The 22,671-nt window shown below is 73.3% G+C and carries 23 protein-coding genes; 8 read left to right on the top strand and 15 right to left on the bottom strand.

Going from position 1 to position 22,671, the window contains the following annotated elements; all coding sequences use genetic code 11:
- The first annotated feature begins 23 nt into the window (after nucleotides 1-23).
- Nucleotides 24-1,157, top strand: a complete 1,134-nt coding sequence (locus ACFW47_RS08455; RefSeq protein WP_386287906.1) for an Mrp/NBP35 family ATP-binding protein — start codon at nucleotides 24-26, stop codon at nucleotides 1,155-1,157.
- Between the two features lie 69 nt (nucleotides 1,158-1,226).
- Here ACFW47_RS08455 and ACFW47_RS08450 read toward each other — a convergent pair whose 3' ends face one another.
- From ACFW47_RS08450 to sigE, 5 genes are all read right to left on the bottom strand, one after another.
- Nucleotides 1,227-1,898 (bottom strand): hypothetical protein, encoded by a 672-nt coding sequence (locus tag ACFW47_RS08450; protein WP_386287904.1) that lies wholly within the window; start codon nucleotides 1,896-1,898, stop codon nucleotides 1,227-1,229.
- A 222-nt stretch (nucleotides 1,899-2,120) separates the two neighbouring features.
- Nucleotides 2,121-2,564: a sec-independent translocase gene (locus ACFW47_RS08445; protein WP_386287902.1), complete on the bottom strand. Its 444-nt coding sequence runs from the start codon at nucleotides 2,562-2,564 to the stop codon at nucleotides 2,121-2,123.
- A gap of 146 nt (nucleotides 2,565-2,710) precedes the next feature.
- Nucleotides 2,711-4,378, bottom strand: coding sequence for a trypsin-like peptidase domain-containing protein (locus tag ACFW47_RS08440; protein ID WP_386305247.1), 1,668 nt, complete (start codon nucleotides 4,376-4,378; stop codon nucleotides 2,711-2,713).
- 666 nt (nucleotides 4,379-5,044) lie between these two features.
- On the bottom strand, nucleotides 5,045-6,037 hold the full coding sequence (locus ACFW47_RS08435; protein ID WP_386287899.1) for a zf-HC2 domain-containing protein: 993 nt from the start codon (nucleotides 6,035-6,037) through the stop codon (nucleotides 5,045-5,047).
- Nucleotides 6,034-6,705, bottom strand: a complete 672-nt coding sequence (gene sigE, locus ACFW47_RS08430) for an RNA polymerase sigma factor SigE (RefSeq protein ID WP_386287897.1) — start codon at nucleotides 6,703-6,705, stop codon at nucleotides 6,034-6,036. The genes ACFW47_RS08435 and sigE overlap by 4 nt, the downstream gene beginning before the upstream one ends.
- A 287-nt stretch (nucleotides 6,706-6,992) precedes the next feature.
- Between sigE and ACFW47_RS08425 the strand changes: the two genes are divergently transcribed.
- On the top strand, nucleotides 6,993-7,691 hold the full coding sequence (locus tag ACFW47_RS08425; RefSeq protein ID WP_386287936.1) for an O-methyltransferase: 699 nt from the start codon (nucleotides 6,993-6,995) through the stop codon (nucleotides 7,689-7,691).
- A gap of 107 nt (nucleotides 7,692-7,798) precedes the next feature.
- On the opposite strand, the gene ACFW47_RS08420 is transcribed toward ACFW47_RS08425, so the two are convergent.
- Nucleotides 7,799-7,966, bottom strand: coding sequence for a DUF3117 domain-containing protein (locus ACFW47_RS08420; RefSeq protein ID WP_018105485.1), 168 nt, complete (start codon nucleotides 7,964-7,966; stop codon nucleotides 7,799-7,801).
- A gap of 360 nt (nucleotides 7,967-8,326) precedes the next feature.
- Between ACFW47_RS08420 and ACFW47_RS08415 the strand changes: the two genes are divergently transcribed.
- Nucleotides 8,327-9,130 (top strand): enoyl-CoA hydratase/isomerase family protein, encoded by an 804-nt coding sequence (locus ACFW47_RS08415; protein WP_386287894.1) that lies wholly within the window; start codon nucleotides 8,327-8,329, stop codon nucleotides 9,128-9,130.
- 39 nt (nucleotides 9,131-9,169) lie between these two features.
- On the opposite strand, the gene ACFW47_RS08410 is transcribed toward ACFW47_RS08415, so the two are convergent.
- Nucleotides 9,170-9,772 carry a DNA-3-methyladenine glycosylase I gene (locus ACFW47_RS08410; protein WP_386287893.1) on the bottom strand — a complete coding sequence of 201 codons (603 nt, stop codon included), beginning with the start codon at nucleotides 9,770-9,772 and terminating at the stop codon, nucleotides 9,170-9,172.
- The gene (locus ACFW47_RS08405) at nucleotides 9,769-10,128 is read right to left on the bottom strand and encodes a DivIVA domain-containing protein (RefSeq protein ID WP_386287890.1); all 360 of its coding nucleotides are present in this window, start codon (nucleotides 10,126-10,128) and stop codon (nucleotides 9,769-9,771) included. Before ACFW47_RS08405 ends, ACFW47_RS08410 begins: the two co-directional genes overlap by 4 nt.
- A gap of 214 nt (nucleotides 10,129-10,342) precedes the next feature.
- On the opposite strand from ACFW47_RS08405, the gene folP reads away from it, so the two are divergent.
- Nucleotides 10,343-11,203 (top strand): dihydropteroate synthase, encoded by an 861-nt coding sequence (folP, locus tag ACFW47_RS08400; RefSeq protein ID WP_386305217.1) that lies wholly within the window; start codon nucleotides 10,343-10,345, stop codon nucleotides 11,201-11,203.
- A 126-nt stretch (nucleotides 11,204-11,329) separates the two neighbouring features.
- On the opposite strand, the gene ACFW47_RS08395 is transcribed toward folP, so the two are convergent.
- Both ACFW47_RS08395 and dapE read right to left on the bottom strand, forming a co-directional pair.
- On the bottom strand, nucleotides 11,330-12,088 hold the full coding sequence (locus ACFW47_RS08395) for a TIGR00730 family Rossman fold protein (protein WP_386305216.1): 759 nt from the start codon (nucleotides 12,086-12,088) through the stop codon (nucleotides 11,330-11,332).
- A gap of 108 nt (nucleotides 12,089-12,196) precedes the next feature.
- Complete coding sequence (dapE, locus tag ACFW47_RS08390; protein WP_386287885.1) at nucleotides 12,197-13,276, bottom strand: succinyl-diaminopimelate desuccinylase; 1,080 nt, start codon at nucleotides 13,274-13,276, stop codon at nucleotides 12,197-12,199.
- A gap of 147 nt (nucleotides 13,277-13,423) precedes the next feature.
- Between dapE and ACFW47_RS08385 the strand changes: the two genes are divergently transcribed.
- Complete coding sequence (locus ACFW47_RS08385; RefSeq protein WP_386305246.1) at nucleotides 13,424-14,347, top strand: heavy metal transporter; 924 nt, start codon at nucleotides 13,424-13,426, stop codon at nucleotides 14,345-14,347.
- 321 nt (nucleotides 14,348-14,668) lie between these two features.
- Complete coding sequence (locus tag ACFW47_RS08380; RefSeq protein WP_386305214.1) at nucleotides 14,669-15,100, top strand: ATP-binding protein; 432 nt, start codon at nucleotides 14,669-14,671, stop codon at nucleotides 15,098-15,100.
- 161 nt (nucleotides 15,101-15,261) lie between these two features.
- Here the strand turns inward: ACFW47_RS08380 and ACFW47_RS08375 are convergent, their stop codons facing one another.
- Nucleotides 15,262-16,359, bottom strand: coding sequence for a bifunctional succinyldiaminopimelate transaminase/glutamate-prephenate aminotransferase (locus tag ACFW47_RS08375; RefSeq protein WP_386305212.1), 1,098 nt, complete (start codon nucleotides 16,357-16,359; stop codon nucleotides 15,262-15,264).
- A 96-nt stretch (nucleotides 16,360-16,455) separates the two neighbouring features.
- Complete coding sequence (fdxA, locus tag ACFW47_RS08370; RefSeq protein ID WP_005480604.1) at nucleotides 16,456-16,773, bottom strand: ferredoxin; 318 nt, start codon at nucleotides 16,771-16,773, stop codon at nucleotides 16,456-16,458.
- 141 nt (nucleotides 16,774-16,914) lie between these two features.
- Here fdxA and ACFW47_RS08365 point away from each other — a divergent pair, with 141 nt between their 5' ends.
- The gene (locus ACFW47_RS08365) at nucleotides 16,915-17,922 is read left to right on the top strand and encodes a GNAT family N-acetyltransferase (protein ID WP_386287880.1); all 1,008 of its coding nucleotides are present in this window, start codon (nucleotides 16,915-16,917) and stop codon (nucleotides 17,920-17,922) included.
- Between the two features lie 30 nt (nucleotides 17,923-17,952).
- Nucleotides 17,953-18,837 carry a transglutaminase-like domain-containing protein gene (locus ACFW47_RS08360; RefSeq protein WP_386287878.1) on the top strand — a complete coding sequence of 295 codons (885 nt, stop codon included), beginning with the start codon at nucleotides 17,953-17,955 and terminating at the stop codon, nucleotides 18,835-18,837.
- Between the two features lie 94 nt (nucleotides 18,838-18,931).
- Here ACFW47_RS08360 and ACFW47_RS08355 read toward each other — a convergent pair whose 3' ends face one another.
- The 3 genes from ACFW47_RS08355 to mshB all read right to left on the bottom strand — a co-directional run bounded on the left by ACFW47_RS08355 (nucleotide 18,932) and on the right by mshB (nucleotide 22,661).
- Nucleotides 18,932-21,193, bottom strand: a complete 2,262-nt coding sequence (locus ACFW47_RS08355; protein ID WP_386305211.1) for a hypothetical protein — start codon at nucleotides 21,191-21,193, stop codon at nucleotides 18,932-18,934.
- Between the two features lie 155 nt (nucleotides 21,194-21,348).
- Complete coding sequence (locus ACFW47_RS08350; RefSeq protein WP_386305209.1) at nucleotides 21,349-21,771, bottom strand: DUF6113 family protein; 423 nt, start codon at nucleotides 21,769-21,771, stop codon at nucleotides 21,349-21,351.
- The gene (mshB, locus tag ACFW47_RS08345; RefSeq protein ID WP_386305208.1) at nucleotides 21,768-22,661 is read right to left on the bottom strand and encodes an N-acetyl-1-D-myo-inositol-2-amino-2-deoxy-alpha-D-glucopyranoside deacetylase; all 894 of its coding nucleotides are present in this window, start codon (nucleotides 22,659-22,661) and stop codon (nucleotides 21,768-21,770) included. The genes ACFW47_RS08350 and mshB overlap by 4 nt, the downstream gene beginning before the upstream one ends.
- Nucleotides 22,662-22,671: the final 10 nt, after the last annotated feature.

The raw sequence follows: 22,671 nt of genomic DNA, 5'->3' as shown, positions 1-22,671 counted from the left end.
GGCGGCGCCGTACCATCGACCCTATGGCTACGGAAGACGCGGTGCGCGAAGCACTGGCGACGGTGAACGACCCCGAGATCAACCGTCCCATCACCGAGCTCGGGATGGTCAAGTCGGTGGAGATCGGCGCGGACGGAGCGGTCGCGGTCGCCGTGTACCTGACGGTCTCCGGCTGTCCCATGCGGGACACGATCACGCAGCGCGTCACGGACGCGGTCTCGGGGGTCGAGGGCGTCACCCGCGTCGACGTCGAGCTGGACGTGATGAGCGACGAGCAGCGCAAGGAGCTGGCGAACGCCCTGCGCGGCGGCCAGACCGAGCGCGAGGTGCCCTTCGCCAAGCCCGGCAGCCTCACCCGCGTCTACGCGGTCGCCTCCGGCAAGGGCGGCGTCGGCAAGTCCTCGGTGACGGTGAACCTGGCGGCGTCGATGGCGGCGGACGGCCTCAAGGTCGGTGTCGTGGACGCCGACATCTACGGCCACTCCGTGCCGCGCATGCTGGGCGCCGACGGACGGCCCACCCAGGTCGAGAACATGATCATGCCGCCTTCGGCCAACGGCGTGAAGGTCATCTCCATCGGCATGTTCACGCCGGGAAACGCGCCGGTCGTCTGGCGCGGCCCGATGCTGCACCGCGCGCTCCAGCAGTTCCTGGCCGACGTGTACTGGGGCGACCTGGACGTCCTGCTGCTCGACCTGCCGCCCGGCACCGGTGACATCGCGATCTCCGTCGCGCAGCTGGTGCCGAACGCCGAGATCCTGGTCGTGACGACCCCTCAGCAGGCCGCCGCCGAGGTGGCGGAGCGGGCGGGCGCCATCGCCGTCCAGACCCACCAGAAGATCGTCGGCGTGGTCGAGAACATGTCCGGTCTGCCCTGCCCGCACTGCGGCGAGATGGTCGACGTGTTCGGCACGGGCGGCGGCCAGGTGGTCGCCGACGGCCTGACCCGCACGACCGGCGCCTCGGTCCCGGTCCTCGGCTCCATCCCGATCGACGTCCGGCTGCGCGAGGGCGGCGACGAGGGCAGGCCCGTCGTGCTGTCCGACCCGGACTCCCCGGCGGGCACGGCGCTGCGCTCGATCGCGGGGAAGCTGGGCGGACGTCAGCGTGGCCTCTCGGGGCTGTCGCTGGGGATCACGCCGAAGAACAAGTTCTGACGCTCCGTACGACTCCGTACGAAGACGGGGCGCTGTCCGGGTGGACGGCGCCCCGTCGCGCGTCCGGGCTCAGGCGTAGTCCGCGATGTCCTTCACCACGGCGAAGGCCAGCCCGTAGGCGCTCATCCCGCGCCCGTACGCCCCGAGGTGGACGCCCTGCTCGGTGGAGCCGGCCAGCACCCAGCCGAACTCGGACTCCCGGTAGTGGAAGGACGTGGGCACGCCGTCCACGGGGAGGGAGAGCGTCGTCCAGTCGGCCCCGTCGAGGTCGTCCGCGAGGACCCACGCGGTCTCCGTCTGCTGCTCCAGCCAGTCGTCACGCAGCGCGTGGTCCATCTGGCCGGGCCAGGTGAAGGACAGCAGTCCCACCCCGGCCAGCCAGGCCGCGGAGGACACCGAGGTGGCCTCCAGCAGTCCGGTGCCGTCGGCACTGCGCCGGTCGGGGTTGGCCGCGACGGTCACGACGACCGCGAACTTCTCCCTGGCGTCCTGGTCGTCACCGGACACGTGCTCGTTGCGCACCGACGGTTCGTCGCCGTGCCCGATCGAGCCGTGCTCCACGGTTCCGTCGGCCGCCGCGCCGACCTGCATCAGCCAGCGCCGCCCCGTGAAGGCCTCGTCGAGGCCGTACCACGGGAAGGGCGCACGCAGGTAGCCGTCGATCGTCCGCCGGGCGGAGGGGACTTCTTGTCCATCCTCCGCGCCCGGCGTCTGCGCGACCGCCTGACTCGTCGTCTCCATGTGCCCGGACGCCTCCTCGCTCTCGTCGGTCCGGAACGGCCCGCCCCCCTTCGGGCGCACTCGTCCGGTCCGCACAACAACTCGGGCAGCATAGCCACCTCACCGGCGGCAACCGGGAAACCGCCCGGCGCGTGGGTCGCGCGGGCGTCGTCTTCGGGTCCCGCACGCCCCGCCCGGCATGTGATACGCGTCACGTACGGGGTGTGTGGTGCGGGAGTCGGCTCAGGTGGCGTCGGCGTCGAAGGGCGGGCGGTCGTCGCGGGCAGGGGCCTCGGGCTTCTTCGACATGTCGACACGGCCACCCGTGGAGCCGGACGAGGAGGAGCCGGACGACGGCTCCGACTCACGGCCGTGCACCGAGTCGGCGACCTCGGCCATCTCCTTCTTCAGGTCGAAGCCGTTGCGGATCTCCTTGAGCCCCAGTTCGTCGTTGTCCAGCTGCTTGCGGATGAACGTCTTGGGGTTGAGGTCCTCGAACTCGAAGTCCTTGAACTCGGGGCCCAGCTCCTGCCGGATGTCCTGCTTGGCGCTGTCCGAGAACTCCCGGATCTTCCGGATGGTGCGGGACACGTCCTGGATGACCTTGGGGAGCTTGTCCGGGCCGAACACGAGCACGGCGAGGACGACGAGTGTCACCAGCTCGAGTGCGCCTATGTCATTGAACACCTGAAGCTCCTTGGGATGTCCGGGCCGCCACCACGGTACCCGCCGATCCCGTCCGGCCGGTACCGTCCCGTGAGCCCCGAGTGGGTGTATGCGGGCGCTTTCCGAATTGTTTGCCTTCCTGGTCCCTTGTCGGGACCGCGAGGCGGTCAGTCACCGCCGGAGGAGCCGAGGACCAGTGAGACGTGCGTCTCCTTGCCGTCGCGTTCCAGCGTCAGTTCCAGGCGGTCGCCGGGGCGGTGGGCGCGGGTCTTGACGATGAGCTCCTCGCCCGAGTGCACGCGCCTTCCGTCGACGGCGGTGATCACGTCCCCGGCCCTGATTCCGGCCTTGTCGCCCGGTCCGCCCACGGTGACCGGAGGGCCGCCGTCGCCGCCCTTGGCGGCCACCCGGGCGCCGTCGCCCGCGTAGGCCATGTCGAGGGTGATGCCGATGACCGGGTGGGTGGCCTCGCCGGTGTTGATCAGCTCCTCGGCCACGCGCTTGCCCTGGTTGACGGGGATGGCGAAGCCGAGCCCTATCGAGCCGGCCTGGCCGCCGTCCGGTTCGGCGCCGCCGCCGTCGGCGGACCGGATGGCGGAGTTGATGCCGATGGCCCGGCCCTGGGCGTCCAGGAGGGGGCCGCCGGAGTTGCCGGGGTTGATCGGCGCGTCGGTCTGCAGGGCGTCGACGTACGACACGTCGCTGCCGTCGCCCTCCTCGCCGCCCGCGGTGATCGGCCGCTCCTTGGCGCTGATGATGCCGGAGGTGACGGTGCCGGCCAGGTCGAAGGGGGCGCCGATGGCGACCACGGGGTCGCCGACCTGGACGTTGTCGGAGTTGCCGAGGGGCATGGGAGTGAGGCCGCTGACGCCCTTCACCTTCACCACGGCGAGGTCGTATCCGCCGTCCCGGCCGACGACCGTGGCTTCGGCGGTGTCGCCGCTGTTGAAGGTGACGGTGATCTCGCCGCCGGAGCCGGCGGGCTCCACGACGTGGTTGTTGGTGAGGATGTGGCCGCGGTCGTCGAGGACGAAGCCGGTGCCGGTGCCGGCGGCGTCGCTGCCGCTGACGTGCAGGGTCACCACGCTGGGCAGGGCGCGGGCGGCGATCCCGGCCACGCTGTCCGGCGCCCGCTCGGCCGCCTCCCTTCCGGCCTGCGGGAGCTCCACCGTCCCCACGCCGCCGTTGCGTTCGAGGTAGGCGCCCACGACGCCGCCGATGCCGCCGGACACGAGCGCGATGACCAGCGCCCCGCCGACGATCACCTTCCTGGCCCGCCTGCGCCGCTGGTCCCGCGTGGGCACGGCCGCGCCGTTCTGCTGGAGGGAGGCGGCGGCCGAGGCGGCCCAGGGGTCGTAACGCCCCCAGGGACCGGAGTCCGTTCCGTCCCCGCCGCTCCCTGCTCCCGCCGGGGCGGACAGCGCGTCCGGGGGCTGGGCCGGGGACGGCACCGCGGGGGCGTGGGGACCGGCAGGTTCGGCCGGCGGGGCGTCGGCGAACGCCCAGTCGGGCGCCGCGCCCGGGGGCTGGGACCCAGACGGCACCGCGGGGGGCGGGGGCGCGGCGGAGGCGTCGGACGCCTGCGGGACGGGCGGCGGGGCGTCCGCGAAGGCCGGGTCGGGCAGCGCACCGGGGGGCGGTGCCACGGAGCCGGCGGTGGCGTGGGACGCCGCCGCGACCGTGCCGTGCGCCGGCGTGGTCGCCGGATGCTGCACCGGCGGTGCGGGGGCCCAGGGGCCCGGCTCGCCGTACGGAGGGGTGCTGTACGGGTCGGGGTCGTGCAGCGGCCGGGAGCGCTCGGCCACCGATGCGGCACCGGTGAGGCCGCGGGCCACTCCGGCGCCGCCTTCGGTGCCGGCGGGCCGGGCGCCCTCGCCGTTCGCGTCGCTGCGGGCTGACGCGTCGGCGGGCGCGGTCGTGGACGCGGGGGCGTCGGCGCGCTCCGCCGCCGCGTGCGCGGTGGCGGCGGTGTGCGCGGCCGCTTCGCCCGCTGCGGCTCCGGGTGCGGCCGCGTCACCCGGCACCGCGCCGAGCGCGGCAGCGCCGGTGGGCGTGGTGGAGGCCCGCGGGCCTCCACCGGCGGTCGTGCCCGCGTCGTTGGCAGCGCGGGTGCCCGTGTCCTCGGTGTCGGTCCGGCGCGGGTCGGCGTGCGGGGCCGTGGCCGCGCGCGGGCTCGCATCGGCGGAGCCGTCCGTCACGGCCGTCGGCCGGTCCAGTCCGTAGTCGCCCGCAGTGGGTGCCGCCGGGCGTTCGAGCTCGAAGTCGCCCCCGTCGGCCGCCTCGTCACCGGTGACGGTGGCGGGCGCCGTGCGAGGGCGTTGCAGCTCGAAGTCGCCGTCGGTCGCGTCGTCGGACGAGCGGGGACGGCTCCACCACTTCGCTTTCGTGGGCTTCCCCTCGTTCATCTTCTCCCCCACAGCTGGCCGCAGATCGTCGGCTCCAAGGGCTCTGGTGCCGTCCGGGGATTCAATCAGGTTCCCGGGCCGGCGCGCAGATCCCGGTCAGGGAGCCGGACGGTGGGAGGCGGCAGGGGTCGCCCCGGGGTAGGGGGACGCGAGCGGGTCGGGGACGGGTGCGGCGAGCAGACCGGGCGGCCTGACGTCGGCGGCGGTGGCCCAGGAGGCCAGGGCGAGCGGCGGAACCGCCTCGAGCGGACGTATCAGCGGGGACACGGCGGCGGCACCGGCCGTCACCGGCGTGGTCAGCGCGCGCACGGTCTGCTCCCGGGGATCGGCTCCCGCGGGGGCCGGGAGTCCGGGCAGCAGCGGCGCGGAGACCCCGGTGGGGGCGACGGGGGTGTCGCCGAGCGCCCCCTGTCCCTGGCCCTGCGCGAGCAGCGGCGTGCCCGAGCGGCGGCGCTGGCTCTCCGAGGTCGTGGCCGCGCCGACGCCCTGGGTGCGCGCCGGGGTCACATTGCTGCCGCTGCCGGAGCCGCGGGCCTCCGTGGTGGTGTCGGGCGTGCCGACGGTGACACCGCCCAGCGCGATCGCGGCCAGCGACACCGCTCCGGCGGCGGCGAACGCGAACCGCAGACCGCGCGACGACGACCGCTCGGCCTCGTGCCTGCTCACGTCGTGGATGCGGAAGCCGCGCCCCAGGGAGGGCGGCGCCGGCAGGGGGGAGTGCGGCCGGGCGGGGACGTAGCCGAACTCGAACCGCTCGCCCCGCTTCGTCCCGAAGACGCCGTCGAACCCCGTGGAGAATCCCGGTCCGTCCAGTGGCGAACCGCCGCCGTCCGTGCCCCCTCCGCCGGGCAGCCCCTGGAGGCGGGCCAGGAAGCTTTCGGACGGAGCCGGTGGTGCCGCTTCGGCGAAGACGTTCTTCAGCCGGCGCTGCGCGTCGACCTCCGCCTTGCATTTCGGGCAGGTCGCCACGTGTGCCAGTACGCGCTCACGCGCGTCATGACCGAGCTCTCCGTCCACCAGGGCGGAGAGTCGGTCTCCCAGATGCTGTTCCGCGAGGTGTCCCTCGGATTCAGGCCGTGACCCACTCACGCGCTCGTGCCCCCTCCTCCCAGAGCGGGAACACGGGCCGCGAAGGAGCGACGCCCGGCACGCGCCTCGGGAGAGCGGTGCGCGAGTGCCTTGCGCAGCTGGGAGCGGCCGCGGTGGATCCGGGAGCGGACCGTGCCGAGCTTGACGCCCAGGGTCGCGGCGATCTCCTCGTACGACAGCCCCTCGATGTCGCACAGGACGACGGCCGCGCGGAACTCGGGCGCGAGGGTGTCCAGGGCCTGCTGGACGTCCGCGTCGAAGTGGGCGTCGTGGAAGAGCTGCTGCGGGGTGGGCTCCTTGCTGGGCAGCCGCTCGGCCGCGTCGTCGCCGAGGGCGTCGAAACGGATGCGCTGCTTGCGGCGGACCATGTCCAGGAAGAGGTTGGTGGTGATCCGGTGCAGCCAGCCCTCGAAGGTGCCCGGCGTGTAGGTCGACAGGGACCGGAAGACGCGGACGAAGACCTCCTGGGTGAGGTCCTCGGCGTCGTGCTGGTTGCCCGTGAGGCGGTACGCGAGGCGGTAGACCCGGCCGCTGTGGGTGCTGACGATCTCCTCCCAGGTGGGCGGAGTCCACGCCTGCCCGTCCGCGTCGCTGGTGAAGGTCGCGGTCTGGGCGTGTCCCGTGCCGGGACGGTCGGCGTGGCTGTGGTCAGCAGCGGTGTCGTTCACGGATTTCGGCCTGCCTGCCGATCCGAGGAAGCGCCGCAGCACTCCTCCCCGATCCGCGGGTGCGGCCGCACCTCCCCTGTCGGCTCTGGTGGTGTCCAGTGGAGCCCCTACCATAGCCACCTCGCCCGTTAGCTCCGGATAAGCGGTTTTACGAAAATTTGATCTGGGCTGACACGGCTCGTACGGCTGCGTCAGCACTTGCTCGGCACACTGGCCCACTTCGCTGCCCCCGTCGCGTCCGGCCGTCCAGTCGTCCCTCTTTGCTCTCCCCTTAAACGACCGGTCCCATCTGCGGGTTCCCGACGCCAACGGATACAGTCACGCCGAGGCAACGACGGGGACAGGAGAGGGTCATTACCGGCAACCGGCAGACGAGCTGGGCGTTCGCCGACGCCTATGTCGCCGAGGACGACGCGCTGCTCTGGGCACGCGACCGGGCCCGCGAGGCGGGCCTGCGCTCGGTGACCCCGGGCACGGGCTCCGCGCTGGGACTGCTCGCCGCCGCCGTGGACGCCAAGGCGGTCGCGGAGATCGGCACCGGCTGCGGCGTTTCCGGTATCCATCTGTTGCACGGAATGCGGCCGGACGGCGTACTGACCACGGTCGACCCGGAACCGGAACACCAGCAGTTCGCCCGTCAGGCCTTCCGCGCCGCGGGCTTCGCCAGCAACCGGGCCCGGTTCATCCCGGGCCGCGCCCTGGACGTCCTGCCCCGGCTCGCGGACGCCGGCTACGACCTCGTCTTCTGCGACGGCGACCGTCTGGAGTACCTCGACTACCTCGCTGAATCGTTGCGCCTGCTGCGCCCCGGAGGCCTCGTCGCCTTCGAGGGCGTCTTCGGCACCGGTCGGACGATCGACTCCGGACCGCAGCCCACCGAGGTGCTGCGGCTGCGGGAACTCCTGCGCGCGGTCCGGGAGAGTCAGGAACTGGTGCCGTCACTGCTGCCGGTGGGCGACGGTCTGCTGTGCGCCGTCAAAAGGTGAATCACCGCCCGTACGGCCCATGGGAACGGCCCGGGGAAAGCGGAAAGCAGTCGCCCCGGCACCGCGTGCGGCACCGGGGCGACTGAACGGGTATGGTCGCTCGCGCGTCAGCCGACGACCTGCTTGAGGGCGTCGCCGAGCGCGTCGGCCTCATCGGGGGTCAGCTCGACGACGAGCCGCCCGCCGCCTTCGAGCGGAACGCGCATGACGATGCCCCGCCCCTCCTTGGTCACCTCGAGCGGGCCATCGCCCGTCCGCGGCTTCATGGCCGCCATGCTCGTTCCCCTTCCTGATACCAGCTCACCGTCACCGCCGACGGCCCGTGAGGGCACGCGCAATCCGGCCCGGACGCGCGACACCGGCATCGAACACATTGCTTCCCAGCCATTATCCCGCATCCCACGACCCGATGACCAACATCGGTCGGCATCGCTTGGGCAACGCACGCGAGCAAAACCACTCAATTCGGCGATGTGACTGCGATACTCCGCGCCCCCGCCCACTTCCGCCGAATGGATACGGACCGGAATCCTTTGACGCAGGTCACATCCGCGGAGCGATCCACTTCCGGTGATCTCCGTCATGCTGAGTTGCGGACACACACGTGCGACCGTCTACGACGCGGAGGGGAACCCATGGCCGACACCGTGCTCTACGAGGTGAGCGACGGGCTCGCGACGATCACGCTGAACCGCCCCGAGGCGATGAACGCGCTGAACATCGAGACCAAGGTCGCGCTCCGGGACGCGGCGCGTACCGCGGCGGCCGACGAGGCCGTACGGGCGGTGCTGCTGACGGCGGCCGGGGAGCGGGCGTTCTGCGTCGGGCAGGACCTCAAGGAGCACATCGGGCTGCTGGCCGCCGACCGGGACACGGGCTCGGGCCAGACCATGAGCACGGTGCGCGAGCACTACAACCCGATCGTGCGGGCGCTGGCGGGCGCGCGGAAGCCGGTGGTCGCCGCCGTGAACGGCGTGGCGGCCGGGGCCGGCTTCGGCTTCGCGCTCGCGGCGGACTACCGGATCGTCGCGGACACGGCGGCGTTCAACACGTCCTTCGCCGGCGTCGCGCTCACCGCCGACTCGGGGATCTCCTGGACGCTGCCTCGCGTCGTCGGCCCCGGGCGCGCCGCCGACCTGCTGCTCTTCCCGCGCAGCATCAAGGCGCAGGAGGCGTACGAGCTGGGGATCGCCAACCGGGTCGTCCCCGCGGCCGACCTGCGCGCCGAGGCGGAGAAGGTGGCACGGACGCTGGCCGAGGGGCCGACCGTCGCCTACGCGGCGCTGAAGGAGTCGGTGGCGTTCGGCCTGACGCACTCGCTGGACGAGGCCCTGGACAAGGAAGAGGAGCTGCAGTCCCGGGCCGGGTCCTCCGAGGACCACGCGATCGCCGTGCGGGCCTTCGTGAACAAGGAGACGCCGCGCTACCTGGGCAAGTGACCCGGTGACAGCCGGGGGCGTGCGGTAGCCCCCGGAGGGCTACCGCACGCCCCCGGACGGCTTGCCGCGCGCCACGCACGTCTCCAGGTGGTCGTCCACCAACCCGCACGCCTGCATCAGCGCGTACGCCGTCGTCGGGCCGACGAAGCGCAGGCCCCGCTTCTTCAGGGCCTTGGACAGCGCCGTGGACCGAGGGGTGACGGCCGGCACGTCGGCAAGGGTCTTCGGGACCGGGCGGTCGGCGGGGTCCGGGGCGTGGGACCAGATCAGCTCGTCCAGCTCGCCGGGGGCCCATTCGGCCAGCACGCGCGCGTTGGCGAGGGTCGCGTCGATCTTGGCTCGGTTGCGGATGATGCCGGCGTCGGCGAGCAGGCGGTCGCGGTCCTCGTCGGTGAAGGCCGCAACCTCGGCGATCTCGAAGCCGGCGAAGGCGGCGCGGAAGCCGGGGCGGCGGCGCAGGATCGTGATCCAGGACAGGCCGGACTGGAAGGCCTCCAGGCTGAGGCGTTCGAAGAGGGCGTCGTCGCCGTGGACCGGGCGGCCCCACTCCTCGTCGTGGTACGCCACGTAGTCCGTGGTGGACAGGGCCCAGGGGCAGCGGAGCGCCCCGTCGGGTCCGGCGATCGCCTCCCCGGCGCTCACCGCTGCTCCTCGGGGCCCGGCTTCTCCATGGAGACGTGCTGGTGCGCGACGGCGGCCCGGGCACCGGCCAGTGCGGACTCCAGGTCGGCGATGCGGGCGTCGCGCTCGGCCAGTTCCGCGCCGAGGCGGCCGAGGGCGTCGTCGACGTCCGCCATGCGGTAGCCGCGGGCGACGAGCGGGAAGCGGAGCCGCTCCACGTCCGCGCGGCCGACCGGGCGGTCCGGGGGCAGGGAGTCCCGCAGCCGCTCGGGCGCGGCGTCGGGCAGCGGCCCGCTGTCGCCGCCGCTCACCACGGCGAGCGTCACCGCGGCGACCACGACGGCCAGCGCGAGGACGAGGAACAGGAACATGACCATCGCTGGGCCCCCACGGTCGGGTAGTCGGATCGGGTCCCGGTCCGGTGCGGGTCCGAGTGGACTCGAAGCCGGAGTCGGTTGTGCCGGGTCCGATCGTGCCATGCGAGTCTGACAGTCGGGGCCGCAGGCGGTCCGAGGCCGGGTGTCCGGCTCGATTCGCCGCGCTCGGTTCAGTGGACGTGAGAGGGATGTGGACGAGGAGATGTCACAGGGGATGCTCAGACTGGGCAGGCGTGAATTCGCGGCGCACGAGCCGGTGATCATGGCGATCGTGAACCGGACCCCGGATTCCTTCTACGACCAGGGGGCGACCTTCCGCGACGAGCCCGCCCTCGCGCGCGTGGAGCAGGCGGTGGCCGAGGGCGCCGCGATCATCGACATCGGCGGGGTGAAGGCCGGGCCGGGCGACGAGGTGTCGGCCGAGGAGGAGGCGCGGCGGACGGTGGGGTTCGTCGCGGAGGTCCGGCGGCGGTTCCCGGACGTCGTGATCAGTGTGGACACCTGGCGGCACGAGGTCGGCGAGGCCGTGTGCGAGGCCGGGGCGGACCTGCTGAACGACGCGTGGGGCGGGGTCGACCCCAAGCTCGCGGAGGTCGCCGCGCGGTACGGGGTGGGGCTGGTGTGCACGCACGCCGGCGGCGCTCAGCCGCGGACCCGGCCGCACCGGGTGACGTACGACGACGTCATGGCCGACATCCTGAAGGTGACGGTGGGGCTGGCCGAGCGGGCGGTGGCGCTCGGGGTGCCGCGGGAGTCGGTGATGATCGATCCCGGGCACGACTTCGGGAAGAACACGCGGCACAGCCTGGAGGCGACGCGGCGGCTCGGGGAGATGGTGGAGACGGGGTGGCCGGTGCTGGTGTCCCTGTCGAACAAGGACTTCGTCGGGGAGACGCTGGACCGGCCCGTGAAGGAGCGGGTGCTGGGGACGCTGGCGACGACGGCGGTGTCGGCGTGGCTGGGCGCGCGGGTGTACCGGGTGCACGAGGTGGCGGAGACGCGGCAGGTCCTGGACATGGTGGCGACGATCGCGGGGCACCGGGAGCCGGCGGTGGCTCGGAGGGGGCTGGCGTAGCGCCGGGGTGGCGGGGCTGGGCGGGAGGGCGGGCGGCCGAGAGGGGTAACTCGCCCCCCGCCGCCCTTGCCCGTTCCCCTCCCCAGGGACTTCGCCCCTTCGGCCCCGCCTCGAGCCCGCCCGTGTCTAGCGCCCCGCCTCCTTGGAGACCAGGGCCACCGCCTCGTCCACGTCGTCCGTGACGTGGAAGAGCATGAGGTCCTTCTCCGCGGCCTTGCCCTGGGCCACCAGGGTGCCGCGCAGCCAGTCGACCAGGCCGCCCCAGTACTCGGAGCCGAAGAGGACGATGGGGAAGCGGGTGACCTTCTGGGTCTGGACCAGGGTGAGGGCCTCGAAGAGTTCGTCGAGGGTCCCGAGGCCGCCGGGCAGGACCACGAAGCCCTGGGCGTACTTGACGAACATCATCTTGCGGACGAAGAAGTAGCGGAAGTTCAGGCCGATGTCGACGTACGGGTTGAGTCCCTGCTCGAAAGGCAGCTCGATGCCGAGACCGACCGACGTGCCCTTCGCCTCCAGCGCGCCCTTGTTCGCCGCCTCCATGGCACCGGGTCCGCCGCCGGTGATGACCGCGAAGCCCGCCTCGACCAGGCCCCGGCCCAGCCGGACGCCGGCTTCGTACTCCGGTGAGTCCACCGGTGTGCGGGCGGAGCCGAAGACGCTGATCGCGGGCGGGAGTTCGGCGAGCGTACCGAAGCCCTCGATGAACTCGGACTGGATACGCAGGACGCGCCACGGGTCGGTGTGCACCCAGTCCGTGGGAGCGCGCTCGTCCAGCAGGCGCTGGTCCGTGGTGCTCTGCTGGACCTGACCCCGCCGCCGGAGGACCGGGCCCAGGCGCCGCTCCTCCGGTGGCCGCCTCTTGCCCTCGGGGTTGCCGGTAGCCATACGCGCTCCCTCCAGTTGCAGGTTCTTCCACCTCAGCGTAGATCTACGCGGGTTACGTACGAGGGACCTGAGCATGTCCGCCACGCGGCGGCGTAAACCCGGCTCGGATCAGGCCGTCAGCCAGGACCGCAGGCGCTCCTCCCCCGCGAGGATCTTCGCCGTCTCCACCCGTTCGTCCCGCTTGTGCGCCAAGTGCGGATTGCCGGGGCCGTAGTTGACGGCCGGGACGCCGAGCGCCGAGAAGCGGGAGACGTCCGTCCAGCCGTACTTGGGCTGCGGGGAGCCGCCCACCGCCTCGATGAAGGCCGCCGCGGCCGGGTGGGACAGGCCGGGCAGGGCCGCGCCGCTGTGGTCGTCGACGACGAACTCCGACACCCCGCAGTCCGCGAAGACCTCCCGCACGTGGGCGAGGGCGTCCTCGGGGCTGCGGTCGGGGGCGTAACGGAAATTGACCGTGACCACGCACTCGTCGGGGATGACGTTGCCCGCGACCCCGCCCGTGATGCCGACCGCGTTCAGGCCCTCGCGGTACTCCAGGCCGTCGATCACCGGGTAGCGCGGCTCGTAGGCCGCAAGGCGGGCGAGGATCGGGGCGGCGGCGTGGACGGCGTTGGAGCCCATCCAGGAGCGCGCCGAGTGCGCCCGCTCACCCGTCGTCTTCAGCAGCACCCGCAGCGTGCCCTGGCAGCCGCCCTCCACCTGGCCGTCGGACGGCTCGAGGAGCACCGCGAAGTCGCCCTCCAGCCACTCCGGGTGCGCCTCGGCGACGTGCTTCAGCCCGTTCAGCTCGGCGGCGACCTCCTCGTTGTCGTAGAAGACGAAGGTCAGGTCGCGGTTGGGGGCCGGGACGGTGGCGGCGATGCGCAGCTGCACGGCGACGCCCGCCTTCATGTCGCAGGTGCCGCAGCCCCACAGCACGCCGTCCTCGTCCAGCCGGGACGGCACGTTGCCGGCGATCGGGACGGTGTCGATGTGGCCCGCCAGGATCACGCGTTCCGCCCGCCCCAGGTCCGTGCGGGCCACCACGTTGTTGCCGTACCGCTCGACCGACAGGTGCGGCAGGGCGCGCAGAGCGCTCTCGATCGCGTCCGCCAGCGGCTCCTCGGTGCCGCTCTCGGAGGGGAAATCGACGAGCCGCGCGGTAAGCTCCGCGGCGTCCAGCGTGAGGTCAAGCGGGGTATCGGCCATGGCTCCGACCCTAACGCCACCGCCCTTTCGGGCATTGCCCGTACCCGGCGGACACCACTGGCTACCCTCCAGTACCTTGTACGCGTGCTTCAGCCGTCACCCGCCCGCAAACGCCGTGGCCGCCTTCTCCGTTCGGGAGCGGCCTTCGTGGTCCTGCTCTCGGTCGCCGGTTACGTGGCGGTGCAGTACGTCACCGGAGGCGCGGGCGCTCCGGGCTGCAAGGTGGTCTCCTCCGAGGACGGCCAAAGCTACGAGTTCACGCCGGAGCAGGCGGTGAACGCGGCGACGATCACCGCGGTGGGCACCGCGCGCGACCTGCCCGAGCGGGCGGTGACGATCGCGCTGGCGACCGCGCTCCAGGAGTCGACGCTGCGCAACATCGACCACGGCGACCGCGACTCGCTCGGCCTGTTCCAGCAGCGCCCCTCACAGGGCTGGGGCACGCCGCAGGAGATCATGGACCCGGCGTACTCGGCGGGCATGTTCTACGACCATCTGGTCGAGGTGCCCAACTACACCCGTCTCCCGCTGACCGTCGCCGCCCAGCGCGTGCAGCGCAGCGGCTTCCCGGACGCGTACGCCAAGCACGAACCGGACGCCGCGCTCCTGGCCGCCGCACTGACCGGACGGTCCGCGGCGACGCTGACCTGCCAGGGCCGTCCGGGCGCCACCCGGGACAAGGGCCCCGACGCGGTCCGCGCGGCGCTCGTGCGGGACTTCGGTCACGATGTGCTCCAGCCGGCCGGGGCGGAGGCGGGCGGCAGCGACGCGGCCACCCCGGGGGCCGCGTCCCCGTCCGCCGCCGGCGGCTCCGCCGACGCCGGCCGGACGGTGACGCTGCCGGTCGACGCGGCCGGTTCGGGCACGGAGGCGAACCCGGAGAGGCGCGGGTGGCAGCTGGCGCACTGGGCGGTGGCGAACGCCTCCTCGCTGCACATCGAGCGGGTCTCCTACGCGGGCCGGCAGTGGACGGCGGGGAACACCGACAGCAAGTGGAACCCGACGGGCGAGGGCGGCGCGCAGGGCGCCGAGCGGGGTGCGGGCTCGGTCCGGATCACCACCGCGCGCTAGCGCCCACCCGTACGATCCGTCACCCCTGGGGGTTACTCGTGGTGGCGCCGTGTCGACGCGGCGCCCGCGTTTTCGGAGCCTCACCGTCCGATCCGTCGGAGGCCAGGAAAATCAAGGGCTGTAAGGATTCAGCACACTTTCCGACCAGCTCCCTTTTGCCCGTTTTTATGGGCACCCGATAATGCGACGCATTACCAACTCTTTACGTTGTGCGTCCGCAACCTTCGCCGCCTTCGAGCGGTAGTCACTGCGTCCGAGCCCGTCGATCACTCGCCGGGCACGGTCGGATTACTCATCGTTGACTTCCGTCGAAGGAGCATCATGTCCCTCCCCCTGACCCGCCGGATCGCCCGTGCCGCGCTGCTCGTCGCTGCGGGAGCGGCCGCCGGGGTCGGTGCGGCCGGCTCCGCCAGCGCGGCTCCCGAACTGCCCGCCACCCCGAACCTCGGGGGACTGACCGCGCTGGACGGGGCGAACGTCGGCAACACCGTCGACGCCGCGGCCCAGAACGTCACCGAGACCGCGGGCGACACCGGCACCAAGGCCGTCAAGAAGACGGTGCCGGCCGCGGGCAAGACCGGCGGCTCGCTCGTCAAGAAGACCACGCCGGTGGCGCAGAAGGCCGCCGGTGACGCGGCGGGCTCCGCCGGGGACGTCGTGGGTGACACGGCGAAGTCGGCCACGGAGAGCGGGCTGCCGACGGACGCGCTGGGCAAGGGCGGACTGCCGGTGCAGGGTCTGCCGATCGGCTAGCACCGGGCTTGTACGGCTACGGGGTCTGGGGTTTCCCAGGCCCCGTCGTCGTGTGTGCCCACGCCGGTGCGGTGGGCGCTTCCTGGCGGGGTGCCCGGCGTTGGTGGCTGTGCCCACCCGTTCCGCCCCGCGGAACGGGTGGGCACAGCCCGGCCAGGCCGTCAGGCCGTCAGGCGGGACACCGCCGCCTGCACGCGTTCGTCCGTGGCCGTGAAGGCCACACGGACGTGGTTCGCGCCCGCGGGGCCGTAGAAGTCGCCGGGGGCGACCAGGATGCCGCGGTCGGCCAGGTGGGCCACCGTGTCCCAGCAGGACTCGTCGCGAGTGGCCCAGAGGTAGAGGCTGGCCTCGCTGTGTTCGATGCGGAAGCCGTGGCCGAGGAGCGCCTCGCGCAGGGCCGTGCGGCGGGCGGCGTAGCGCTCGCGCTGGACGCGGACGTGCTCGTCGTCGCCGAGGGCCGCCACGACCGCCGCCTGCGTCGGCGCGGACGTCATCATGCCGCCGTGCTTGCGGATCTCCAGGAGGGGCCCCAGGACGCCCGGGTCGCCCGCCAGGAAGGCCGCGCGGTAGCCGGCCAGGTTGGAGCGCTTGGAGAGCGAGTGGACGGCGACCAGGCCGTCGTACGAGCCGCCGTTGACGTCCGGGTGCAGGACGGAGACCGGTTCGGCCTCCCAGCCCAGCTCCAGGTAGCACTCGTCGGAGACGACCAGGACGCCGTGCTCGCGGGCCCAGGCCACGATCCGGGTCAGGTCGGCCTTGGACAGGACCTTGCCGGTCGGGTTCGACGGGGAGTTGAGCCAGAGGAGCTTCAGGCCGGCCGGGTCCAGGTCCGTGGGGTCGTCGTACGCCTCGTACTCGGCGCGGGCCAGGCGCGCGCCGACCTCGTACGTCGGGTAGGCCAGGCGCGGGAAGGCCACCTTGTCGCCCGGGCCGAGGCCCAGCTGGGTCGGGAGCCAGGCGACGAGTTCCTTGGAGCCGACGATGGGCAGGACGTGGCGGTGGGTGACGTCGCGGGCGCCGAGGCGGCGCTCGACCCAGCCGGTGATCGCGTGGCGCAGTGCCGGGGTGCCCCAGACGGTGGGATAGCCCGGGGAGTCCGCCGCGTCGACCAGGGCCTTCTGGATCAGGTCGGGGACGGGGTCGACCGGCGTGCCGACAGAGAGGTCGACGATGCCGTCCGGGTGCGCTGCGGCCGTCTTCTTGTACGGCTCCAGCTTGTCCCACGGGAAGGCGGGAAGGCGGTCGGAGACTGCGGACACGGTTACTGGCTCACTTTCCTGGTACGGCGAACGCCTCGGCCCCGTACGGCGCCGATCGGGTGACCGGGCCGTACGGGACCGAGGCGGCGCGGGTGCTTACGCCTGCGGCGGCAGCGCGGCGACGAAGGGGTGGTCCCGCTCGATCAGCCCCAGCTTGCTGGCACCGCCGGGCGAGCCCAGCTCGTCGAAGAACTCGACGTTCGCCTTGTAGTAGTCCTTCCACTCCTCCGGAGTGTCGTCCTCGTAGAAGATCGCCTCGACCGGGCAGACCGGCTCACAGGCACCGCAGTCGACGCATTCGTCCGGGTGGATGTACAAGGACCGCTGGCCCTCGTAGATGCAGTCGACCGGGCACTCCTCGATGCACGCCTTGTCCTTGACGTCGACACAAGGCTGCGCGATGACGTAGGTCACGCTGTCGTTCCTCCTCGATACGGGCGCTGGCGGGCCTCCTCAGGCTCCGCCGCCTGGCGCGCGGGAGCGCGGCGTCGTCGATGCCCGCCCCTAGTATCTCCGTTCTTGGGCATGATCCGAACAGGAGGGGTGCACCGACCCGTGGAAATCTCTGCCGCAGGCCGTCTCGAAGTCCGCATCACCGCTGCTGACGTGGGCAAACGAGTCTCCGTACGGCGCTTGAACGAAGCCGGTGCCGCGACGGAGAAGTTCACCGACACGGTTGGTGTTCTCACATCATGGGACAACGGTGTGCTGCTGATCACACGGAAGAGTGGCGAAAGCGTCCGCATACCCGAATCCTCGCTGGTCGCGGGCAAAGTGGTGCCGTCGGCTCCGGCGCGTCGCCGCGGTCCCGCCGCCTCCTACGAGGAACTGGCGCGCGTCGCCTCGCGTGCCTGGCGGCCGGTGGAGAGCGAGTGCCTCGGCGGCTGGGAGCTGCGGGCGGCCGGCGGGTTCACGCGGCGGGCCAACTCCGTGCTGCCGCTCGGTGATCCGGGAATGCCGCTCGGCGAGGCGCTGACGGCCGTACGCCGCTGGTACGGCGACCGCGGCCTGCCCGCGTACGTCCAGACCGCCACCGGTGCCGAGGGCACACAGGAGCTGCTGTGCGCGGAGCTGGAGCGGCGGGGCTGGGTGCGGGAGGTGACGGCCGAGGTGTGGACCGGCGGGCTCGCGCCGGTCGCCGACCGGGCGGAGGGCACCGGTGCCGTCCTGTCCCGGGAGGCGGACGAGGGGTGGCTGTCGCGCTACCAGCGCAAGGGCGTGAGCGACGTGGCCCTGCGGGTGCTGGGCTCCGGTCCGTCGGTGTGGTTCGCGACGGTGCCCGGCACCGACTCACCCGCGGCCATCGGCCGCTGTGTCGTGGACGGGCGGTGGGCCTCCTTCGCGGCCGTCGAGGTCGATCCCGCGCAGCGGCGCCGGGGGCTCGCCACCGCCGTGATGGCCGCGCTGGCCCGGCGGGCGCTCGACGAGGGCGCGTCGGCGGCGTGGCTCCAGGTCGAGGCCGACAACCCGGCGGCGCGGGCGCTGTACACCGGGATGGGCTTCGCGGCGCACCACGCGTACCACCACTACCGGGAGCCGGCGGACGCCGGTACGGACCGGTAACCGATCGCCGTGGAAGGGCACGAGCCAGTCATGCGTCACCCACGTTCTCCGCAGCCCCCGTCGCCGGAACGCTCCGCCGAGGTGCGGCGGCGGTTCGCCGAAGAGGCGCGTTCCGAGCGGCCCGACCTGTCGACGCTGTGCCTGCTGGTGGGGGCGGAGGCGGACGGGGCGCTGGACGAGGCGGGTCTGGACGCCGCGCAGGTGGAGCTGGACCGGCTGGCCGGCGAGCTGCCGTTCCGGCCCGGTTCGCCGCGGGCCTGGGCGGTGGCGCTGCGGGACCTGCTGGGCGAGCGGTACGGGTTCCACGGGGCCGCCGCCGACTACCAGCGGCTGGAGTCGTCGCTGCTGCACGAGGTGCTGCGGCGCCGGCGCGGACTGCCGATCCTGTTGTCGGTGGTGTGGCTGGAGGTGGCCCGGCGGGCGGGGGCGCCGGTCTACGGGGTCGCGCTGCCGGGGCACTTCGTGGTCGGCTTCGGGTCGGAGCTGGGTCCGGCGTTCGGGTCGGAGGAGGAGCGGGTGCTCGCCGATCCGTTCGACGGCGGCCGGCTGCTCGAGGGGAACGACGCGGAGGTGCTGGTCGCCGGGGCGACGGGGGCGGGGTTGCAGCCGTCGATGCTGGAGCCCGCGGCGCCGTTGGACGTGGTGGCGCGGATCCTGAACAACATCCGGGCGTGGGCGGCGGGGCGGCCGGAGCAGTCGGCGGTCGGGCTGTGGGCGATCGAGCTGGCACTGCTGCTGCCGGCGCATCCGGCGCGGCTGCGGTACGAGCGGGCGCGGTTGCTGGTGCAGCGGGGGGAGTTCTCGGCGGGGGCCGGGGAGCTGGAGGCGTACGCGGAGGTCGTGGGGGCGGTCGACGAGGAGGCCGCGGAGCGGGTCCGGGAAGAGGCTCGGGGGGCTCGGGCGATGCTGAACTGAACGCCGGACAGGCACTGGGGGCGGCGTCGTACGACGCGAAGGGCGCCCGGCGAGTGCCGGGCGCCCCTCCGCCCTCCTCCTGCTCGGTGGGCCGTCAGCTGGGGTTGGTCTCGATGACCGCGACGCGGTCGGTCTCGCTCTTCAGGGCCTGCCGCAGGGCGCCGTAGACGTCCTGCGGGGTGACGGCCGTCTTCTCACCGTTGGCCCGGCCGATGAGCACGCCGTCGAAGGTCTGTCCGTACAGGCCCTTGAGGGCGTTCAGGTCGGGCTTGTCGACGAGCTTGCCGTTGACGGCGGTGACCCTGAGGAACTTCCACAGCGACTTCTCGGGGCTGAACGCGATGCTGTGCGCCGGGTCCGTCTGCACGGTCACCTTGGCGGACATCGCCGGCTCGGCGAACTCCTTCATCATCCGGTCGACCTCGGCCTTGGAGACCGTGGGCTGCTGGGTCGTGGTCGGCACGTTCACCGGGGTGGCGGTGCCCGTCTCGACCTGGGCTCGGTACGCCTCCCGCACGGCCTCGGTGGACTTGGCGACGTCGATGCCCTGGCCCGGTTTGCCGTACACGGGGACGGCCTTGCCGGACTCGAACTCGATCGTGCCCTCGGTCACCGATCCGGCGCCGCCCGCGGCGTCCTCCAGGGCGGCGTGCAGCTTCTCCTCGTCGACGGGCATCTCCGGCTCGACGACCCGCTCCTGGCCGAAGAGCGAGCCGATCACGGAGACCGGGTTGTAGTCGCTGGTCGCCGCGTTGCTGGCCGTGGCCTGCGTGTCGAACTGGAGCCCCGCCTGGTCCGGCTTCAGGGAGACGGTTTCGCCGCCCACCTCGAGCTTGAGCGGCTTGGCCGCGCGGGCCCCGAGGACCTCGTCCAGCTTCTCGACGGCGTCGTCGCGCGTGCTGCCGCCGATGTCGACGCCGAGCACGGTGGTGCCCTTCGGCACGTCGGAGCGGTTCATGAGCAGGCCGGCGCCGTAGGTGACACCGGCGACGACGACCAGGCCGCCGACGAGCAGCGGGAGCTTCCCGCGTCCCTTCTTCTTGGCGGGCTTGGCGGAGCTCGCCGGGGGCGCGGAGACGGGCTGGGGCAGCTTCGGGGGCGTGTGCGGCGACGTCCCGTCGACAGGAGCGCCCCGGAACGGCGCGGTGCCTTCCGACGGTACGACGGGGATGCCGCTGGTGACGGTGTTGCCGGAGACGTTGTCCGGGTTGCCGTGGCCGTGGGTGCCGGGCTCCGGCGCGGGCTTCTGCGGAGTGAGGATCGCGGTGTCGTCGCTGAGCCCGCCGCCGGGACCGAGCCGGGCGCTGCCGGGACCGGCGCCGGGGCCTTGCGGCCTGCCCGGGCCGCGCAGGCCGTTGGGTTCGGGACCGCGCTGGCCGCCCGGCACGCCGGGGCCGCCGGGCAGACCGGGACCACCGGCCGGCGACGCCAGCGCGCTGTCGCCGGTGACCGGGCCGCCCGTCGGGCCCGCGGGGGCCTGGGTGCCCTGGGGACCGCCGTACGGGGACTGTCCGTTCGGTCCGTGCTGCCGCTCGCGGGGGCCGGGAGCCCGGCCGTCCTGCCCGTCGCCCGCGAAGTACGGCAGGTCGTCGCCGCCCGGACGGGTGCCGTTGCCGTTGCCGAGCGGCCCCGCCGCCAGTGCCTCGGTGACGTCGAAGGAGCCCGTGCCGCCGCCGTGGCCGGGCGCCACGGGACCGCCGGTCGCACCGGAACGGCCGGCGCCGCCCGCGGAACCGTTCCGGGAGCCGCCCGGGGCGTTCATGGAGCCGACGACGCCACCGGGACGGCCGCTCCCGCCGCCCGGCCGCGCGCCCGCACCGGAAACACCCGCACCGGCACCGGCACCCGCACCGGCTCCCGGGCCGGAGGCGCCCGGCGCACCGGGCGCGGTCCCCGAACCACCGGCCGTACCGGCACCGTTGACGGAGCCACCACCCTGAGCACCCTTGCCCGGACCGGACTTGCGCGGCGCGAACCAGTCGCTGGTCGGCTTGTCCTCGGCGGGCCCGGCGTGCTGCTCGGGCTCGGCGGGAGCCTCCGCGACGCCGGGGGCCGGCGCGGAGGCGCTCGGCTCGGACCGCCCGGCCGTCTCCGTGTCACCGGCGTCGGTCCCGGCGTCCGCGACGGGCTTGCGCACGACGACCGGCGGGATGGGACGCGACCCGGGGATGTTGATTTTGATACGGGTCGTCAGCGTCGTCTCGGTCTTGCGCTCCTCGGGCCGCGAGGCCGAACGGCCCGCGTCCGCACCGGCGTCGGAAGCCGTGGGTGTCCCGTAGGGCGGGGTGCCCGACGGGTAGGCGGCTCCGCCGCGCCCGTGGGGCCCGGAGGACGAACTGTCAGTTTCACGACTCAAGGCAGGTTCTCCCGGTTGGCTCCGCCGCCCGTCACACCTTCAGCGGGCGGCTCGGCGGCGCGCACCACCATACTGGCCACCTCTCGCGTGTATCCCTTGACCGCTGGGGAAACCCACACCGGACTCGCACGCCGGCGCCACGGCGAAGCCGTACGTCACTTGTGGAGCCGGACGGCGTCACCGTCCGGCCGCCGCACCGGTGCGAGGGTGGCGCACATCACAGCGATGGCGATGCCGCCGAGCAGGAAGAGATAGGAGCCGCTGCCGGCGGCGAAGAGGAAGTCGCCCTCCGGCCGGCTGGTGGTGAGCAGGACCACGGCGAGCGCCCAGCCGGCGGCGGGCGCGACGGCTCCGCCCCGGCGCCCCACGGCCCGGCCCGCGCCGAGGCAGAGGCCCGCCTCGGCGGCCAGCGCGAGCAGCAGCCCGCCCGGGAACCACGCCGGCTGCACCAGTGCGCCCGCCACGCCGACCACGGCACCGAGCGCGAAGAGCCCGAGGTAGAGGGCGGCCCGCCCGAGGGAGGGCGGACGCAGCGGCTGGGCCAGGGCGGAGTTCGTCGGTTGGGTGCGGCCGCTCACGACGCCTCCTGGATGCCGGTGCCGTTCTCGATTCCGGCGAAGAGGTCGCTCTCGCGCCCGCCGTCCCCGCCGCCGGGGCCGCGCTCGCCGCGCACCAGTTCGTAGTACTCGGTGGTGAAGAGCGGCTGGGCCAGTTCGTTGGAGAGGACGAAGTACGGGCCGTCGACGGTGATCTGCGTGGCGTGCGCGCGCATGGCGGCGGCCTTGGCCGCGTGCGTGAAGCCCTCGCCGCGGATCTCGGTGGTGATCAGCTCGTCGTCCACGACGCCCGGTACGTCCCCGACGCCGGCCGCCTTCTCGAAGGGCAGGAGCGGCAGCTCCTCGTCCAGCCGGGCGAAGGCTTCCTCGGCGACGGAGCGCGGTACGCGGTTCCAGTAGACCTTGGCGACGGGGCATCCGGTCTCGGCCGCCAGTTCCACCGCCCGCATGGCGACGCGGTGCGCCTGGATGTGGTCGGGGTGGCCGTAGCCACCGTCCGGGTCGTAGGTGACGAGGACCTGCGGCCGCACCTCGCGGATCACCTCGACGAGCAGCTCGGCGGCCCGGTCGACGTCGGCCTGCCACAGGCAGCCGGGGTCGTCGTTGTCGGGCAGGCCCATCATCCCGGAGTCCGCGAACCGGCCCGGCCCGCCGAGCAGCCGGAAGTCCTCGACGCCGAGCGCGCGCATGGCGGCCGCCAGCTCCTGAGCGCGGTGTCCGCCGAGGGCGGCTCCGGTCAGGTGCGCGAGCCCGGGCGGGATGACCTCGCCCCGCTCACCGAGGGTGCAGGTCACCAGCGTCACGTGGGCGCCCTCGGCCGCGTACCTGGCCATGGTGACGCCGTTGTTGATCGACTCGTCGTCCGGGTGCGCGTGCACCAGCAGCAGACGCCGGGAGGGCAGTTCCGTCATGGGCTCCACC

It is taken from the genome of Streptomyces sp. NPDC058796, from assembly GCF_042745235.1.
Taxonomy (GTDB): Bacteria; Actinomycetota; Actinomycetes; order Streptomycetales; family Streptomycetaceae; genus Streptomyces.
This window is presented reverse-complemented; position numbering and strand designations above follow the sequence as displayed.

Bases quoted from the DNA above. Each gene is read 5' to 3' on its own strand.
- dapE (WP_386287885.1), bottom strand. From the start codon at position 13,276: ATGGCCGATACCCCGCTTGACCTCACGCTGGACGCCGCGGAGCTTACC.
- ACFW47_RS08360 (WP_386287878.1), top strand. From the start codon at position 17,953: ATGCGTCACCCACGTTCTCCGCAGCCCCCGTCGCCGGAACGCTCCGCC.
- ACFW47_RS08380 (WP_386305214.1), top strand. From the start codon at position 14,669: ATGTCCCTCCCCCTGACCCGCCGGATCGCCCGTGCCGCGCTGCTCGTC.
- mshB (WP_386305208.1), bottom strand. From the start codon at position 22,661: ATGACGGAACTGCCCTCCCGGCGTCTGCTGCTGGTGCACGCGCACCCG.
- folP (WP_386305217.1), top strand. From the start codon at position 10,343: ATGCTCAGACTGGGCAGGCGTGAATTCGCGGCGCACGAGCCGGTGATC.
- ACFW47_RS08395 (WP_386305216.1), bottom strand. From the start codon at position 12,088: ATGGCTACCGGCAACCCCGAGGGCAAGAGGCGGCCACCGGAGGAGCGG.
- ACFW47_RS08455 (WP_386287906.1), top strand. From the start codon at position 24: ATGGCTACGGAAGACGCGGTGCGCGAAGCACTGGCGACGGTGAACGAC.
- ACFW47_RS08450 (WP_386287904.1), bottom strand. From the start codon at position 1,898: ATGGAGACGACGAGTCAGGCGGTCGCGCAGACGCCGGGCGCGGAGGAT.
- ACFW47_RS08405 (WP_386287890.1), bottom strand. From the start codon at position 10,128: ATGGTCATGTTCCTGTTCCTCGTCCTCGCGCTGGCCGTCGTGGTCGCC.
- ACFW47_RS08415 (WP_386287894.1), top strand. From the start codon at position 8,327: ATGGCCGACACCGTGCTCTACGAGGTGAGCGACGGGCTCGCGACGATC.
- ACFW47_RS08420 (WP_018105485.1), bottom strand. From the start codon at position 7,966: ATGGCGGCCATGAAGCCGCGGACGGGCGATGGCCCGCTCGAGGTGACC.